The following is a 13,852-nucleotide window of genomic DNA, read 5'->3' as shown; positions in this document are numbered from 1 at the left end:
CAGGGGGCTGAAGGCGCGGAGCTTTTCCCGGGCCACGGGTCCCGGGTCCCCGGTCCCGGCCCTGTCACGGCAACGCCACCGGATACGAGCCCAGCACCCGCACCTCGGCTGCGGCGCGGCGCGCCTCGGCCACGGCCTCGGCCAGGCGGGGATCCTCGATGTGCCCCTCGACATCGACGAAAAAAACGTACTCCCACTTGCCGGTGCGCGCCGGGCGCGACTCGATGCGGGTCATGCTCAGGCCGCGCTCGGCCAGCGGTCGCAGCAGGTCGAACAGCACGCCGGGGCGGTCGCGGGTGGCGATCAGCAGCGAGGTCTTGTCGTGACCGGAAGGCGGAAAGATCTCGCGGCCCAGCACCAGGAAGCGGGTGGTGTTGTCGGGCCGGTCCTCGATCGGCCCGGCGACCGTCCTCAGGCCATAGACATGACCGGCGTGCTCGCCGGCAATGGCCGCGGCTTCCTCCTGGTTGCGCGCGCGCCGCGCCGCCTCGGCATTGCTGCCGACCGCGATGCGCTCGGCGTCCGGCAGGTGCGCGCGCAGCCAGCCCTTGCACTGGCCGAGCGACTGCGGGTGCGAATAGACGCGCTCGATGTCCTCGATCCGGCCGCTGCGCGAGAACAGGTACTGGTGCACGCGCAGCTCGATCTCGCCACAGATCTTCAGCGGCGTGTGCAGGAAGTGATCGAGCGCCGAGTGCACGGTGCCCTCGCTGGAGTTCTCCACCGGCACCACGCCGAAATCGGCATGGCCGGCCTCCACCTCCTGGAACACCTCGTCGAAGCCGCTCAGCGGCAGGCCCTTGGCCGAATGGCCGAAATGCTTGAGCACCGCCTGCTGGCTGAAGGTGCCCTCGGGGCCGAGGTAGCCGATCTTCAGCGGCTCCTGCTGGGCCAGACAGGCCGACATGATCTCGCGAAACAACCGCACCATCTCGGTGTCGGACAGCGGCCCCTGGTTGCGGTCGATCACGCCACGCAGCACCTGCGCCTCGCGCTCGGGCCGGTAGTAGTCCACCGCGCGCCTGAGCGGTCCCTTGGCCTTGCCGACCTGCTGCGCCCAGCGCGCGCGCTCGGCGATCAGTGCCTGGATCTGCCGGTCGATGCCGTCGATGCGGGCGCGTGCCTCGGCCAGATCCATCCGCGGGGCCGGCGGTTTGGCGGCGGGCTGCTTCTTCGGGGGCATCGTCGTCAGCCGTGGCGGCGGGCGAAGTCGCCCATGAAGTCGACCAGCGCTGCCACCGCCTCCTCGCTCACGGCGTTGTAGAGCGAGGCGCGCATGCCACCGACCGCCTTGTGGCCCTTCAGGCCATGCAGGCCCGCGGCCTGCGACTCGTCGAGGAAGGCGGCGTCGAGCGCGCTGTCGTGCAGGGTGAAGGGCACGTTCATCCATGAGCGGCAGGCCGGATCGACCGGGTTGCGGTAGTAGCCGCCGGAGCCGTCGATGGCGGCGTACAGCCGCTCGGCCTTGCGCCGGTTGCGCGCGGCCATCGCCCCCAGCCCGCCCTCGGCCTTCAGCCACTGGAACACCAGCCCGGCCAGGTACCAGGCGAAGGTCGGCGGGGTGTTGAGCATCGAGTCCTGCGCGGCGTGCTCGGCGTAGCGCAGGATCTTCGCCCGCGGCTGGCCGGCGCGGGCCAGCAGGTCGCGTCGCGCGATGACCAGCGTCAGCCCGGCCGGGCCGATGTTCTTCTGCGCGCCGGCGTAGATCAGGCCGAAACGCGACACGTCGACGGGCCGCGACAGGATGTTCGAGGACATGTCCGCCACCAGCGGCACGTCGCCGACATCGGGCACGTGATGGAACTCGACGCCGTGGATGGTCTCGTTCGGGGTGTAGTGGAGGTAGGCCGCGCCGGGCGTCAGCCGCCACGACTCGCGCGGCGGGATGGCGGTGAAGTCGTCGGCCTCGCCGCTGGCGGCGATGTTGACCTTGACATGGTGCGCGCCCTCGGCGGCGGCTTTCTGTGCCCAGTGGCCGGTAAGCACGTAGTCGGCGGTCTGGCCCGACTCGGCCAGGTTCATCGGGATCAGCGCGAACTGCTGGGTGGCGCCGCCCTGCAGGAACAGCACGGCGTAGTCCTCGGGAATCCCCATCAGCTCGCGCAGGTCGCGCTCGGCGCGGGCAGCGACCTCGATGAAAGGCTTGCCGCGATGGCTCAACTCCATGACCGAGGCACCCTGCCCGCCCCATTCGAGCAGCTCGGCCTGGGCTTGACGAAGCACCGGCTCGGGCAACGCCGCCGGACCTGCACTGAAGTTGTAGACGCGCGACATTTCCGCCTCCTGGAAGGGAATCCGAGGCTAGCATGACGCAGTGCAGCAAGGTAGCCGCCACGGCACGTCGACAGGCGGGCCTGCACGCTGGTCTCTGCGCCGCGCACCTTTTCCGCAACTCCGTGACTCCGGAAGGGTCGGAAAAGTATCCAGGAGCACCCCCATGCCCATCCGCATCCGCCCCTCCGAAATCACCTCCGAGAGCGTCTACCTGCGGCGCCGCCAGCTGATGGGCGCCGCTCTGGCCGCACCCCTGCTCGCCCTGCCCGGTTGCTCCGACGCCCACCAGGAAGCGGTACCCCCCACGCCGCAAGCCGAAGCGCTGACCAGTTGGGCCGACGTCACGAACTACAACAACTTCTACGAGTTCGGCACCGCCAAGACCGACCCTGCCAAGCATGCCCACACACTGGTGACCCGGCCCTGGGGCGTGACCATCGCGGGCGAGGCCGAGGTCACCGGCCATTTCGAGCTGGACGACCTGATCCAGCCGCACCAGGCGCAGGAGCGCATCTACCGGCTGCGCTGCGTGGAGGGCTGGTCGATGGTGATTCCGTGGCTGGGCTTCCCGCTGGCCGACCTGCTCAAACGCTTCCGGCCGACCTCGCGCGCCAGGTTCGTCGCCTTCGAGACGCTGGCCGACCCGCGCCAGATGCCCGGCGTGCGCCAGCGCATCCTGCAGTGGCCCTACCGCGAGGGCCTGCGCATCGACGAGGCCATGCACCCGCTCACCCTGCTCGCCACCGGTCTGTACGGCCGCGAGTTGCCCAACCAGAACGGCGCGCCGCTGCGGCTGGTGGTGCCGTGGAAGTACGGCTTCAAGAGCATCAAGTCGATCGTCAAGATCAGCTTCGTCGAGCAGATGCCGCCGACCAGCTGGAACCTGTCGCAGCCCAACGAGTACGGCTTCTACTCGAACGTGAACCCGGCCGTGCGCCACCCGCGCTGGAGCCAGAAGACCGAGCGCCGCATCGCCGGCAGCGGCAGCAAGCTGTTCGCCGAGCGCATCCCGACACTGCCGTTCAACGGCTATGCCGACGAGGTGGCATCGCTGTATGCCGGCATGGACTTGCGGCTGTGGTTCTGAGCGCCGGCCGCCTCGCGCTCGCCAGACTGGCGGCGCACGCGCTGGCGGCGCTGCCGCTGGCCTGGCTCGCCTGGCTGATCGCCAGCGACGGCCTCGGCGCCGATCCGGTCGTGGCGATCACCCGCTTCAGCGGCCTGTGGGCGCTGCGCTTCCTGCTCGCCTCGCTGGCGATCACCCCGCTGCGCCATCTGACCGGACTGCCGGCGCTGATACATTTCCGCCGCATGCTCGGGCTGTGGGCGTTCGCCTGGGCCAGCCTGCACCTGTCGGCATACGTCGTGCTCGACCTCGGCGGCTACTGGACGCAGATCCTGGAGGACATCGTCGAGCGCCCGTACATCACCGTCGGCTTTCTCGCCTGGCTCGGCCTGCTGCCGCTGGCGCTGACCTCGACCCGCGCCATGATGCGGCGCCTGGGCCGGCACTGGGGCCGGCTGCACAAGCTGGTCTACGCCATCGCCGTGCTGGCGGTGCTGCATTTCTGGTGGCTGGTGAAGGCGGATCTGCGCGAGCCGTCGTTCTACGCGGTCGCGCTGGCACTGCTGCTGGGCATCCGTCTGGCGCGAGGGCGAGCGCAGCCGCGACTTCAACCGGTGGCGCGCGGGCCGTAGACCAGCACCGCGGTGATGACCGCCGCGAGCACGGCGGCAGCGGCGATCAGCCACCACACGGCGACGCCGCGACCGACGCCATCGTCCTCGTCGGCCTGGCTGGCGATGACATGATGGTTGGCATTCGGCACGCCGGACGTCGCCGCGCCCCCCGTCATGCCCGGCGGACGGGCGAGGCCGGGCGCTTCGAGCACAAAGCGGTCGGACTCGATCACCAGTTGGTCGCCGGGCGCGAGCAGACTGTCGCCGACGCGCATGCCGTTGACCATCACCTCGCCCCCGATCCGTCGCAGCACGACGCGCTCGCCGTGCAGCTCGATCTGGGCATGGCGCTCGGCAGCGGCGGGGTTGTCGAGACGGACCTGGACCCCCTCGCCGCGGCCGATCAGCAGCGTGCGCTCGATCGCATGGCTGCGACCGAAGTGCGCTCCGGCCACGCCGCGCAGAACCACCCGCGGCAGCGCCGGCTCGGCATCGTCAGCGGGTGGCGCCGGAGGAATCGGCAGCACCTGGGACCCGTGCTCGTCCGCACACAGCAGCAGGTGGACATGCCCGAGACAGACCACGTCGCCCTTGCGCAGCATGGCCAGCTCGCGCACCGGGCGGGCGTTGAGGTGGACCGGCGGCGCCTCGGCTGACACGTGCAGCCAGGCGCCGCGGCGATCGGCGACGATGCGGGCGTGGTGCGGCGCCAGTCCGGCATCGGCGATGGCGACCCGGTTGTCCGCGGCGCTGCCGATCGAGACATCGCCCTCGTCCAGGCGCAGGTCGGGGTGTTCACCGTTCGGGAAGCTGAGCCGCATCATGCGGGCGGAACGATAACATGCGCCCGGAAAGCCTTGGCGGCATCCCGCTTACGCCGCAGAATGCCGCTCCGGAGGAGAGCCGTCATGTCCAGCATCGATATCCGCCGCCGCCACTCACGCAGCCAGAAGGAAGCGCGCGCCGCGGTCGAGCGCATCGCCAAGCACATCGCCGAGAAGTTCGACGTCGAGTACGGCTGGAACGGCTCGGTGCTCGACTTCTCCCGTGCCGGCGTCGACGGCCACATCGCGCTGGAGAAGGACGAGATCCACGTCTACGCCCGGCTCGGGCTGTTCCTCGGCATGCTCAAGGGACCGATCGAAGCCGAGATCCATCGCTACCTCGACGAGGAGTTCGCCTGACCGGCCGGGACCCGGGACCCGGAAAGGGGCATCGGAGCGAGTCGTCCATTCGCGCCGCAGGCGCCGGACGCGATGGCGGCCCGCCCTGACGCTCATCCGAACGGCCGCGGGTGGCCGGCGAACAGGCGGCGACTGACTTCGTACTCGCGCCCGGCGATGACCTGCAGAAAGTCTTCGGCGCCATCGAGCCGGCGGAAGGCGGCGAAGCCGCGCTCCAGGAAGCCCTGCAGCTCGCCCAGCCCGGCCGCCCGCGCCGGCAGACGCGACAGCTTCAGCAGCCGCTCCACGCCCTGCTTGTGCACGGCGCGGTCGAGCGTCCGCCCGACCCGCACGATCAGCGCGATCTGGTGCCGGCGCAGGCGCGGGCACCCGACCTGTCGATAGGCGCGGGCGTAACGGACCTGATCGATCTCGAGCGTGCCACCGCCCTCGGCTTCCAGCGCTTCGGCCATGCGCAGGTCGAAGGCATGGCTGAGCGCACCCAGCGCGATCGCGTCGGCCAAGGCCTCGAGCAGGGCCGGCGGCAACAGCCGCAGCATCAGCGGCACCACCCGCGCCACGTCGCGGTCGCGGCCGCTGAAGTCGTGGTCGCCGTAGAGGTCGCTGAGAAAGAACTCGGCCGCCGGCCGGGTGCGTGGTGCAGCCAGCAGATCGGCAAAACCAGTCGCCAGCCGTGCCGCCTGCCAACGCCGCAGTGGCGGCAGCCAGGGCGAGCGGTTGCGCGGCTCGCGCTGCGGATCGTGCAGCGCCTGGTGCCAGGCCAGACGCCGCCCGACCCGCCAGCGTGCGCGTTCTACAGCTGTTTCCGCCAAGGTGCGGCTCCTGTCTGTCGGCATCTCGATCGGCATCGGCGCGCGGCATCCTCCGCCGCACGGTCGCGCATGGTCCAACGAACCGCCGGCGCTGCCAAGCCGGCGCGGGATGTGCGCTGCGCCCTTGTCCGCCGCCGTCGCCACCCACACAATCCGGGCACGCTCCCCAGGTATCTCCGCCCATGCTCGTACTCCAACCCGCCCGCAAGCGCCGTGACAGCGGCGCCAGGATCGGCCTGGCCATCGCCGGCGGCGGCCCGATCGGGGGCATGTACGAACTCGGCGCGCTGCGCGCCCTCGACGAAGCCATCGAGGGCCTGGACCTGACCCGGCTGGAGGTCTACGTCGGCGTCAGTTCCGGCGCCTTCCTGGCCGCCGGGCTGGCCAACCGGATGAGCACCGCGGAAATGTGCCGGATCTTCATCACCGGCGACGCCGACGACGAGGTGGTGTTCAACCCGGCCAGTTTCCTGCGCCCGGCGGTGTTCGAATACCTGCGCCGCGCGGCCGGCGTGCCGCGCCTGCTGCTGGAATGGGCCGGCGCCGCCCTGCGCCGCCCCGGCGAGGCGCGGCTGTCGGCCGCGATCAACCATTTCGGCGGCATCCTGCCGACCGGACTGTTCGACAACTCGGGGGTGGAGGAATTCCTCCGCCGGATCTTCACCAGTCGCGGCCGCAGCAACGATTTCCGCGAGCTGGCGCGGCCGCTGTTCGTGATCGCGGTGGACCTGGATACCGGCAGCGCCGTCCGTTTCGGCGACGCGGGCTGGGACGACGTGCCGATCTCGCAGGCGATCCAGGCCAGCTCCGCCCTGCCCGGCCTCTACCCGCCGGTGGAGATCCGCGGCCGCCATTTCGTCGATGGCGCCCTGCGCCGGACCATGCACGCCTCGGTGGCGCTCGACCACGGCATCGACCTGCTGCTCGGCATCAATCCGCTGGTGCCGTTCGACGCCAGCGTCGGCGGCACCCGGCCGCACGAGGAACAGGACAAGCTCTCCGAAGGCGGCCTGCCGATGGTGCTGTCGCAGACCTTCCGCACCCTGCTGCAGTCGCGCGTCGAGGTCGGCCTGGCGAAATACGCCGAGAAATACCCCGACGTCGACCAGATCGTGTTCGAGCCAAACCCGGCCGACGAGGAGATGTTCTTCACCAACGTGTTCAGCTTCTCCTCGCGCCGCCGCGTCTGCGAGCACGCCTACCGCACCACCCTGCGTGACCTCGCCAAGCGCCGCGACGAACTCGCGCCCCTGCTGGCCCGCCACCGCCTGCGCCTGCGCGAGGAGGTGCTGGCCAACCCCGAGCGCTCCCTGCTCGACGGTCTGGGCGACGCCCCGCGCTCGACGGAAACCACCGCCCGCTTGCGTCGTGCGCTCGACGACGTCGATGCACTGCTCAGCCGGCGCCGCGCCCGCCGCCGCTGACACACCGGCGAGAACGACTGCGCCGGCGCGCGCCGCACACCGCCCCGCACCCTTCCCCCGCATGGTGTGATTGCTCTAGTCCGGGCGTGGAAACTGCAGCCGTCCCGGACCGCGTCCGCCCCATGATCGTGAGGTTTCCATGGCCAAGCTGAAGTCCTCCGCCCGCGCCAAGCGCGCCGCCACCGGCAACAAGGAAGCGGGCCTGCAAGCCAAGGCCGAGCAGGTGTCGCGCTCGATCGTCGACTCCGCCCAGCAGATCTGGCTGGCCGGCGTCGGCGCCTTCTCCCGCGCCCAGGAAGAAGGCACCCGACTGTTCGAGGCTTTGGTCAAGGAAGGCATGAATCTCGAAAAGACCACCCGCCACCTCACCGCCGGCAAGGTCGATGCGGTGCGCGATGCGGTCGAAGAGCGCGTCGGCCAGGCCCGCGAGCGTGCCGCCGACACCTGGGACCGTCTGGAAAAGGTCTTCGAGCAGCGCGTGCAGCGCGCCCTGACCCGCCTGGGCGTGCCCAGCCGCGACGAGATCAAGGCCCTGATCGAGCGCGTCGACCAGCTCAACGCCGAATTGCGCAAGCTCTCCGGCAGCGACGGCGCCAGCCGGTCGCGCCCGGCCGGGTCCGCCGCGAAGAAGGCGAAGGCGCCGGCCGACAAGCCCGCCGCCCGCAAGCGGGCCGCCGCGAAGAAGCCCGCCCGACGCAAGGCCGCCCTGCCCAAGGCCCCCACGCCGGTCGCTCCCGGCGAGTCCCGCTGACCCTTCACCCGGTTTGCGCCCGCCAGCCACCCTGGAAGTCCGTCGGCTCCCTCCCCCTGCGGCTTCCGGCTGGCGGGCCATTTCCTTCGCCACGCCCGCAATGGCACACCGGACCGGGCGGAAGTCCGGCGACACGACCACGAGACGGCCGGACGGATCCGCGTAGACGCCGTCGCGGCCTGAACCTGCGCAGCGTTACGTTGTAGACAGTGTCCGGCGCCGCAGAGCAGCCCGCGGCTGCCGTCATGCCCGTCACGGAGGAACCACGTGCTTTCGCTGTCCCCCGCGCTCGCGGCCGTCTTCGTCGGTCTGGCCTCGGGTGTCGTCATCTACCTGCTGTTCGGCGTCCGCGGCCGCAGGCAGGCCGAATCCCATGCCGGCGTCGATGTGCTCGCCGCGATGAAGTGGCGCGAATTCGCGCATTTGGTACTGGAGGCGTTGCGCCGGCAGGGCTACGTCGAGCAGGACGTGGAGCGCCAGCCTGGCGACAGCGGCTTCGACTTCGTGCTGGGACGCGACGGCCAGCGCTACCTGCTGGCCTGCAAGCAGGGCCGCGCCTACCGGCTCGGCGAGCAGGCCGTGCGCGAGTTCGCCACCGCGATCCGCATGCAGGGCGCCATGGGTGGCGTGCTGGTGACGCTCGGCCAGGTCGAAGGCTTCGCCCGCGAAGTCGCCACCGCGCACCGGATCGAACTGATCGACGGCGAGACACTGTGGCAACGCGTCGCGCCGCTGCTCCCGCAGGAACTGCGCCGCGGCGTTCACAAGCAAGCCGAAAGCGGCAGCAACCGCCGCCTCGCGCTCGGCGCCCTGGGCAGCGTCGCGCTGGCGCTGACGGTCTTCACGCTGATGGAGCCCGAGAGCAAGCCACCGCTGGCGGCCGCCAGCATCGTATCCGATCGCCCGCTGCAGCAGGCGCCGCCTGTCCGGCCGGGCAGTTCCGCCGCCGAGTTGCCGCCGCTGCCGAAGCTGAGCGAGGCCGAGTTTGCCGAACGCCGCGTCGCCGCCGCCCAACTGGTCGGCAAGCTTCCCAACATCGACAGCGCAAGCTGGTCGACCCGGTCGACCCTGGTCATCGCCCTGCGCGATACGCGCGATGGCAGGGCGGCGGACCCGGTGGAAGAGTCCTGTCGCATCCTCGTCCAGTACGAGGAACTGCGCTTCACCCGCCTGCAGATCGAACCGCCGCCCGGCGACGACGCGCCGGTGCGGTGGCGGCAATGCCGGTAGGTGCGGGTTGCGGGCTGATGACCGGCTGGGGGACGGCCTCCACCGTCACCAGTGCACGCCGCGCATCAGCGCGGCGAAGGCGATCTGCTCGTTGGTCGGCCGCTCGCCCTCGCGGGCGCCCTTGATGCCCTTGGCCGCCGCCGAGTCGGGGAACAGCTCGAAGGCGGTGTTCATGATCACCTCGTAGGCCTTCGGCGCCACCGCGTTGAGCACCGCCGCGAAGGTGCCGAGCCGCGTCGCGATCCGGCTCGGGCGCTCGATGATGGCCTTGACCACCAGATCGGCCGCCTCTTCCGGCGACAACGTCGGCACGCTCTCGTAGACCTTGGTCGGCGCGATCATCGGCGTGCGCACCAGCGGCATGTTGATGGTGGTGAAATGGATGTTCTTGCTCGACAGCTCACCCTGCGCGCAGCGGCTGAAGGCATCCAGCGCCGCCTTCGACGCGACATAGGCGGAGAAGCGCGGCGAGCTGGCCAGCACGCCGATCGAGCTGATGTTGACGATCTGGCCACGACGCTGCTCGATCATCTTCGGCAGGAAACCCATGATCAGCCGCAGCGAGCCGAAGTAATTGAGCTGCATCGTGCGCTCGAAGTCGTGGAAACGGTCGAAGCTCAGCTCGATCGACCGCCGGATCGAGCGGCCGGCGTTGTTGACCAGAATGTCGACCGTCCCGTGCTCGGCGAGCACGGTCGCCACCAGCCGGTCGCAGTCGGCCATGTCGGACAGGTCCGCCGTGTAGGCCCAGCACTGGCCACCGGCGGCGACGATCTCGTCGCGGGTCCGGAGCAGCTCCTCCTCGCCGCGCGCCACGATGATCGTCTTCGCGCCGGCCGCCGCGATCTTCTCGGCCGTCGCCTTGCCGATGCCCGACGAGCCGCCGGTGACCAGCACCACTTTGCCCTCGACGCGACCGCGCAGCGAGCGGTCGACGAACAGGTCGGGATCGAGGTGGCGCTCCCAGTAGTCCCACAGCCGCCAAGCATAATCCTCCAGCTTCGGCAGGACGATCTTCGAACCCTTCAACGCGCGTTCGGTCTCGCGGTTGTCGAAGCGGGTGGGATAGGTGATGAACTTCAGCGCCTCGCGCGGAATCTTCAGGTCGCGCAGCATCATGCCGACGAAGCGCCGCACCGGTGGCAGGCTGCCGATCGCCGCGCGCGCCGCGGCCGGCACGAAGGCGAACATGCGCGCGTCCAGCCGCATGGTCATCTCCGGTGCGTGGGCGGCGCGACAGAACACGTTGAGCAGCTCGCCCACCCGCATCGGCTCGGGGTCGACCAGGTGGAAGCAGCCGCCGTCCAGTCCCTTTTTGTGGGCGATGTGATCCATCGCATCGGCGACGTAGTCCACCGGCACCACGTTGATGCGCCCGCCCTCGATGCCCAGCGTCGGCACCCACTGCGGCAGCAGCTCACGCATCTTCTTGATCAGGGTGAAGAAGTAATACGGCCCGTCGATCTTGTCGATCTCGCCGGTGCGCGAATGGCCGACCACGATCCCCGGCCGGTAGATGCGGAACGGCACCGGGCATTCCTTGCGGACCAGGCCTTCCGATTCGTGCTTGGTACGCAGGTACGGATCATCCAGCTCCTCGGCCTCCTCGAACATGTCCTCGCGGAACACCCCCGGGTACAGACCGGCGGCGGCGATCGAGCTGGTGTGGTGGAAGCAGCCGGCATGGATGGCCCCGGCCAGCTCCAGAGCGTGCCGGGTGCCGTCGATGTTGGCGACCCGCTGCGCCTCGGCATCGGCGGTGAGGTCGTAGACAGCCGCCAGATGGAAGAAGTGCCGGACCTTGCCCCGCAGCGCCTTGACCTGCGCTGCCGTCAGCCCGAGCCGCGGCTTGGCCAGGTCACCGGCCACGACGCGGATGCGTTTGCGGTCCCAGCCCATCCTTTCTGCGACCGCGTCGAACTTCTTCTGCGCCCCCTTGCGGACCAGCACATGCACGGTGCCGCTGCGCTTCAGCAGATTGCTGACGAGATGACGGCCGATGAAACCGGTGGCACCGGTGACGAAGTAGGTCATGACGCTGGGCTCCCCTCGAGGCTGGATCGATCCATGCGTAACGGTACGGCTGCCCGGCAAGCATAGCCACAGCCCCCGATGCTGCCTAGCGAATGCCCTTCCGACGACGCATTAGCCCGGAGCGGGCGGGGTGACCCGAACGGCAGATGAGCCCGGACGGCTCCGGCATGTTCACCCTCGGACGAGCATCGCGCCCCGGAATACCTGCCCGGGGCGCTCGTCGGCCTGCCGGCGTGGCAGCATGCAGCATGGCGCCGGCCTCACCGGCCGCCGCGCGGGGACCATCCGGGCGTGCGCATCGCGGGCCGTCGCACGGGCCGGATTCGGCGCCGAACCAGGGACGACGGGAGCACGACGATGAACGACACCCTTCCCAAGTCCGCCCGCAAGGTGCAGGCCGCACTGGAAGCCGCCGGCCTCGCGGCGCAGGTGACCGAACTGCCGCAGTCCACGCGCACCGCCGTCGATGCGGCCAACGCGCTCGGCTGCACGGTGGCGCAGATCGCCAAGTCGCTGGTGTTCCGCTGCGCGAGCGACGGCAGCGCGGTGCTGGTGATCGCCAGCGGGCCGAACCGGGTGGATGAAGGGCTGATCGCCGCACGACTCGGCAGCGCCATCGGCAAGGCGGATGCCGACTTCGTCCGCGCGGCGACCGGCTTCGCCATCGGCGGTGTGCCGCCGCTCGGCCATCCGGCCCCGTTGCGGACGCTGATCGACGCGGACCTGCTGGCTTTCGAGCGGGTGTGGGCCGCCGCCGGCACACCGAACGCGGTGTTCCCGCTCGACCCGCGCGAGCTGGTGCGGATCACCGGCGGCGAGGTGGCGACGGTGACCGCGAAGACCGACGGCTGAGCAAGGCAGCACCGCCCCCGCCCCGCCTGCCGACGCGGCGCCGCCGGGCAGCCAGCACCGATTGAACCGCCCGCCCGCCTGGCGACACCTTTATTCCCGAAACCACATCACAGGGGACGGCGCGTGCGGCGGGACAGCGGGCGGATCTACGACGAGTACCTTGCCGCCGCAGCCCGCGCGGGCGACCGCGCGGCGTGGGAGCGCCTGGTCGCACGCTGGCATCCGCGGCTGCTGCGGCATGCCTGGCGGCTCACCGGCGATGGCGAACAGGCACGGGACCGGGTGCAGGAAGCATGGATGGAGATCCTGCGCGGGCTGCGCCGGCTGGACGATGTGGCGGCATTTCCGGCATGGGCGTTCCGCATCGTGACGCGCCGCTGCCAGCGCGCCTACCGCCATGCCGAGCGCGAGCGAGAGGGGATCGATGCGCTGGCCGTGGCCACGCCGAGCTCGACGCCGGAGCATGCATCGGGCGAGTTCGCCGCCGAGCTGGGCCAGGTACTGGCCGCGATGCAGTCGCTGCCGGCCTCGCAGCGCGCGGCGCTGGCGCTGTTCCACCTGGACAACCTGAGCGTGGCGGAGATCGCCATCGCGCTCGACGTTCCGCCGGGAACGGTCAAGACCCGGCTGATGCACGCACGGCGCAAGATCCGTGCGCAACTGGAAGGAGCGAACGATGGGCAAGATTGACGAACTGATCGAACAGGCGTTGTCCTCCGAAGACCGCGAGCTGCTGGCCCGACACGCAGAGCCAGGCTATTTCGCGCAGGCCTTCGGCCTGTTCCGCGGCTCGCTGGGATGGGTGGTGTGGCTGGCTTACCTGACCGGCATCGCGGCCTTCATCGGCTTCGCGTTCGCGCTCTGGCAGACGTGGACGGCGGCCGAAGCGCTGGCCGCGGTGCGATGGGGCGTGCTCGCCGTGGTGCTGTTCCAGTACAGCGCGATGATAAAGAGCTTCCTCGGCAGCCACCTGGAAGCCAATCGCACCCTGCGCGAGCTCAAGCGCGTCGAGCTGCAGTTGGCGCTGGTGCGCAGCGCGTTGACGGGCAAGGAAGACTGAAAGCTCATGAGTTTTCCACACGCTCTCCGATCCGGTAACGTCTTGCCCATGGCCGCCGCCGCGGCCGGCACCGGAAAGGGACCGGAGAGATGAACCGTTACGCGCTGCTGCTGTTTCCGCTGTTGATGCTCGCCTGCACTGGCGCACGGGCCGAAGCCTCGCAAGCCACCTTCGAGCGCATCACCCGGGTGGCGATCGCCGCCTTTCCGCCGGGCACGACCTCGTTCGAGCTGTTCCTGGTGACACCGGACGATCGTGCCGCCTCGGTACGCCAGCTCTCGTCCTTCCTCGGCGCAGCCAAGAAGCAGCGCGCCCGCTGGGTGGTCGCCTCGGAAGACGCAGAGCTGCTGCACGGCGTGCTGATGGAGGTGTTCGCGCGCAGCCGCAGGAGCATGCGCATCCAGACCCAGATCGTCGTCGTCAGCCCGATCCCGGCGAGCGTCGAACTGCAGGACGCGGCGCGCGAGGTCGGCGCCAGCCTGGAATTCCTCGTCCTGCCGCCGGCCCCGGCCCCGACCGCAGGAGACTGATCGCTGCGCCCGTTCCAGGAC

The 13,852-nt window shown here is 70.3% G+C and carries 15 protein-coding genes; 10 read left to right on the top strand and 5 right to left on the bottom strand.

The genetic code is table 11. The features are described from left to right. Positions 1-64: 64 nt before the first annotated feature. Positions 65-1,183, bottom strand: coding sequence for a prephenate dehydratase (pheA, locus tag HNQ58_RS03805; protein WP_183947465.1), 1,119 nt, complete (start codon positions 1,181-1,183; stop codon positions 65-67). A gap of 5 nt (positions 1,184-1,188) precedes the next feature. Next, positions 1,189-2,274 (bottom strand): 3-phosphoserine/phosphohydroxythreonine transaminase, encoded by a 1,086-nt coding sequence (gene serC, locus HNQ58_RS03800; protein WP_183947464.1) that lies wholly within the window; start codon positions 2,272-2,274, stop codon positions 1,189-1,191. Positions 2,275-2,437: 163 nt separating this feature from the next. On the opposite strand from serC, the gene msrP reads away from it, so the two are divergent. After that, positions 2,438-3,361, top strand: a complete 924-nt coding sequence (msrP, locus tag HNQ58_RS03795; RefSeq protein ID WP_183947463.1) for a protein-methionine-sulfoxide reductase catalytic subunit MsrP — start codon at positions 2,438-2,440, stop codon at positions 3,359-3,361. After that, the gene (locus HNQ58_RS03790; protein ID WP_183947462.1) at positions 3,352-3,972 is read left to right on the top strand and encodes a protein-methionine-sulfoxide reductase heme-binding subunit MsrQ; all 621 of its coding nucleotides are present in this window, start codon (positions 3,352-3,354) and stop codon (positions 3,970-3,972) included. Before msrP ends, HNQ58_RS03790 begins: the two co-directional genes overlap by 10 nt. On the opposite strand, the gene HNQ58_RS03785 is transcribed toward HNQ58_RS03790, so the two are convergent. Continuing rightward, entirely contained in the window at positions 3,948-4,778 is an 831-nt protein-coding gene (locus tag HNQ58_RS03785; protein ID WP_183947461.1) for an FHA domain-containing protein, read from the bottom strand. The two genes, HNQ58_RS03790 and HNQ58_RS03785, sit on opposite strands and share 25 nt — an antisense overlap. Positions 4,779-4,862: 84 nt before the next feature. Between HNQ58_RS03785 and HNQ58_RS03780 the strand changes: the two genes are divergently transcribed. Further along, a complete protein-coding gene (locus tag HNQ58_RS03780) occupies positions 4,863-5,138 on the top strand; it encodes a polyhydroxyalkanoic acid system family protein (RefSeq protein WP_183947460.1) in 276 nt (91 codons plus the stop codon). A gap of 92 nt (positions 5,139-5,230) precedes the next feature. On the opposite strand, the gene HNQ58_RS03775 is transcribed toward HNQ58_RS03780, so the two are convergent. Further along, entirely contained in the window at positions 5,231-5,986 is a 756-nt protein-coding gene (locus HNQ58_RS03775) for a DUF8198 family protein (protein WP_246416939.1), read from the bottom strand. Positions 5,987-6,132: 146 nt separating this feature from the next. Between HNQ58_RS03775 and HNQ58_RS03770 the strand changes: the two genes are divergently transcribed. From HNQ58_RS03770 to HNQ58_RS03760, 3 genes are all read left to right on the top strand, one after another. Beyond that, a complete protein-coding gene (locus tag HNQ58_RS03770) occupies positions 6,133-7,374 on the top strand; it encodes a patatin-like phospholipase family protein (RefSeq protein WP_183947459.1) in 1,242 nt (413 codons plus the stop codon). Between the two features lie 139 nt (positions 7,375-7,513). Next, entirely contained in the window at positions 7,514-8,125 is a 612-nt protein-coding gene (locus tag HNQ58_RS03765; RefSeq protein ID WP_183947458.1) for a phasin family protein, read from the top strand. Between the two features lie 267 nt (positions 8,126-8,392). Continuing rightward, positions 8,393-9,355, top strand: coding sequence for a restriction endonuclease (locus HNQ58_RS03760; protein WP_183947457.1), 963 nt, complete (start codon positions 8,393-8,395; stop codon positions 9,353-9,355). A 45-nt stretch (positions 9,356-9,400) separates the two neighbouring features. Here HNQ58_RS03760 and HNQ58_RS03755 read toward each other — a convergent pair whose 3' ends face one another. After that, on the bottom strand, positions 9,401-11,389 hold the full coding sequence (locus HNQ58_RS03755) for an SDR family oxidoreductase (RefSeq protein WP_183947456.1): 1,989 nt from the start codon (positions 11,387-11,389) through the stop codon (positions 9,401-9,403). Between the two features lie 357 nt (positions 11,390-11,746). Here HNQ58_RS03755 and HNQ58_RS03750 point away from each other — a divergent pair, with 357 nt between their 5' ends. From HNQ58_RS03750 to HNQ58_RS03735, 4 genes are all read left to right on the top strand, one after another. Beyond that, positions 11,747-12,241, top strand: coding sequence for a YbaK/EbsC family protein (locus tag HNQ58_RS03750; protein WP_183947455.1), 495 nt, complete (start codon positions 11,747-11,749; stop codon positions 12,239-12,241). 123 nt (positions 12,242-12,364) lie between these two features. Then, the gene (locus HNQ58_RS03745) at positions 12,365-12,931 is read left to right on the top strand and encodes a sigma-70 family RNA polymerase sigma factor (RefSeq protein ID WP_183947454.1); all 567 of its coding nucleotides are present in this window, start codon (positions 12,365-12,367) and stop codon (positions 12,929-12,931) included. Next, positions 12,918-13,301, top strand: a complete 384-nt coding sequence (locus HNQ58_RS03740; protein WP_183947453.1) for a DUF6768 family protein — start codon at positions 12,918-12,920, stop codon at positions 13,299-13,301. The genes HNQ58_RS03745 and HNQ58_RS03740 overlap by 14 nt, the downstream gene beginning before the upstream one ends. Positions 13,302-13,390: 89 nt before the next feature. Then, positions 13,391-13,831: a hypothetical protein gene (locus HNQ58_RS03735; protein ID WP_183947452.1), complete on the top strand. Its 441-nt coding sequence runs from the start codon at positions 13,391-13,393 to the stop codon at positions 13,829-13,831. Positions 13,832-13,852 lie beyond the last annotated feature (21 nt).

This window comes from Rehaibacterium terrae, from assembly GCF_014202935.1.
GTDB classification, from domain to species: Bacteria; Pseudomonadota; Gammaproteobacteria; order Xanthomonadales; family Xanthomonadaceae; genus Rehaibacterium; species Rehaibacterium terrae.
Note: the sequence above shows the minus strand (reverse complement) of the source record. Positions and strands in the feature narration are given on the sequence as shown.

Excerpts from the sequence above, each read along its gene's own strand:
- HNQ58_RS03750 (WP_183947455.1), top strand. The coding sequence starts at position 11,747 with ATGAACGACACCCTTCCCAAGTCCGCCCGCAAGGTGCAGGCCGCACTG.
- HNQ58_RS03785 (WP_183947461.1), bottom strand. The coding sequence starts at position 4,778 with ATGATGCGGCTCAGCTTCCCGAACGGTGAACACCCCGACCTGCGCCTG.
- msrP (WP_183947463.1), top strand. The coding sequence starts at position 2,438 with ATGCCCATCCGCATCCGCCCCTCCGAAATCACCTCCGAGAGCGTCTAC.
- HNQ58_RS03770 (WP_183947459.1), top strand. The coding sequence starts at position 6,133 with ATGCTCGTACTCCAACCCGCCCGCAAGCGCCGTGACAGCGGCGCCAGG.
- HNQ58_RS03740 (WP_183947453.1), top strand. The coding sequence starts at position 12,918 with ATGGGCAAGATTGACGAACTGATCGAACAGGCGTTGTCCTCCGAAGAC.
- HNQ58_RS03755 (WP_183947456.1), bottom strand. The coding sequence starts at position 11,389 with ATGACCTACTTCGTCACCGGTGCCACCGGTTTCATCGGCCGTCATCTC.
- HNQ58_RS03765 (WP_183947458.1), top strand. The coding sequence starts at position 7,514 with ATGGCCAAGCTGAAGTCCTCCGCCCGCGCCAAGCGCGCCGCCACCGGC.
- HNQ58_RS03775 (WP_246416939.1), bottom strand. The coding sequence starts at position 5,986 with ATGCCGATCGAGATGCCGACAGACAGGAGCCGCACCTTGGCGGAAACA.
- HNQ58_RS03735 (WP_183947452.1), top strand. The coding sequence starts at position 13,391 with ATGAACCGTTACGCGCTGCTGCTGTTTCCGCTGTTGATGCTCGCCTGC.
- pheA (WP_183947465.1), bottom strand. The coding sequence starts at position 1,183 with ATGCCCCCGAAGAAGCAGCCCGCCGCCAAACCGCCGGCCCCGCGGATG.
- serC (WP_183947464.1), bottom strand. The coding sequence starts at position 2,274 with ATGTCGCGCGTCTACAACTTCAGTGCAGGTCCGGCGGCGTTGCCCGAG.
- HNQ58_RS03780 (WP_183947460.1), top strand. The coding sequence starts at position 4,863 with ATGTCCAGCATCGATATCCGCCGCCGCCACTCACGCAGCCAGAAGGAA.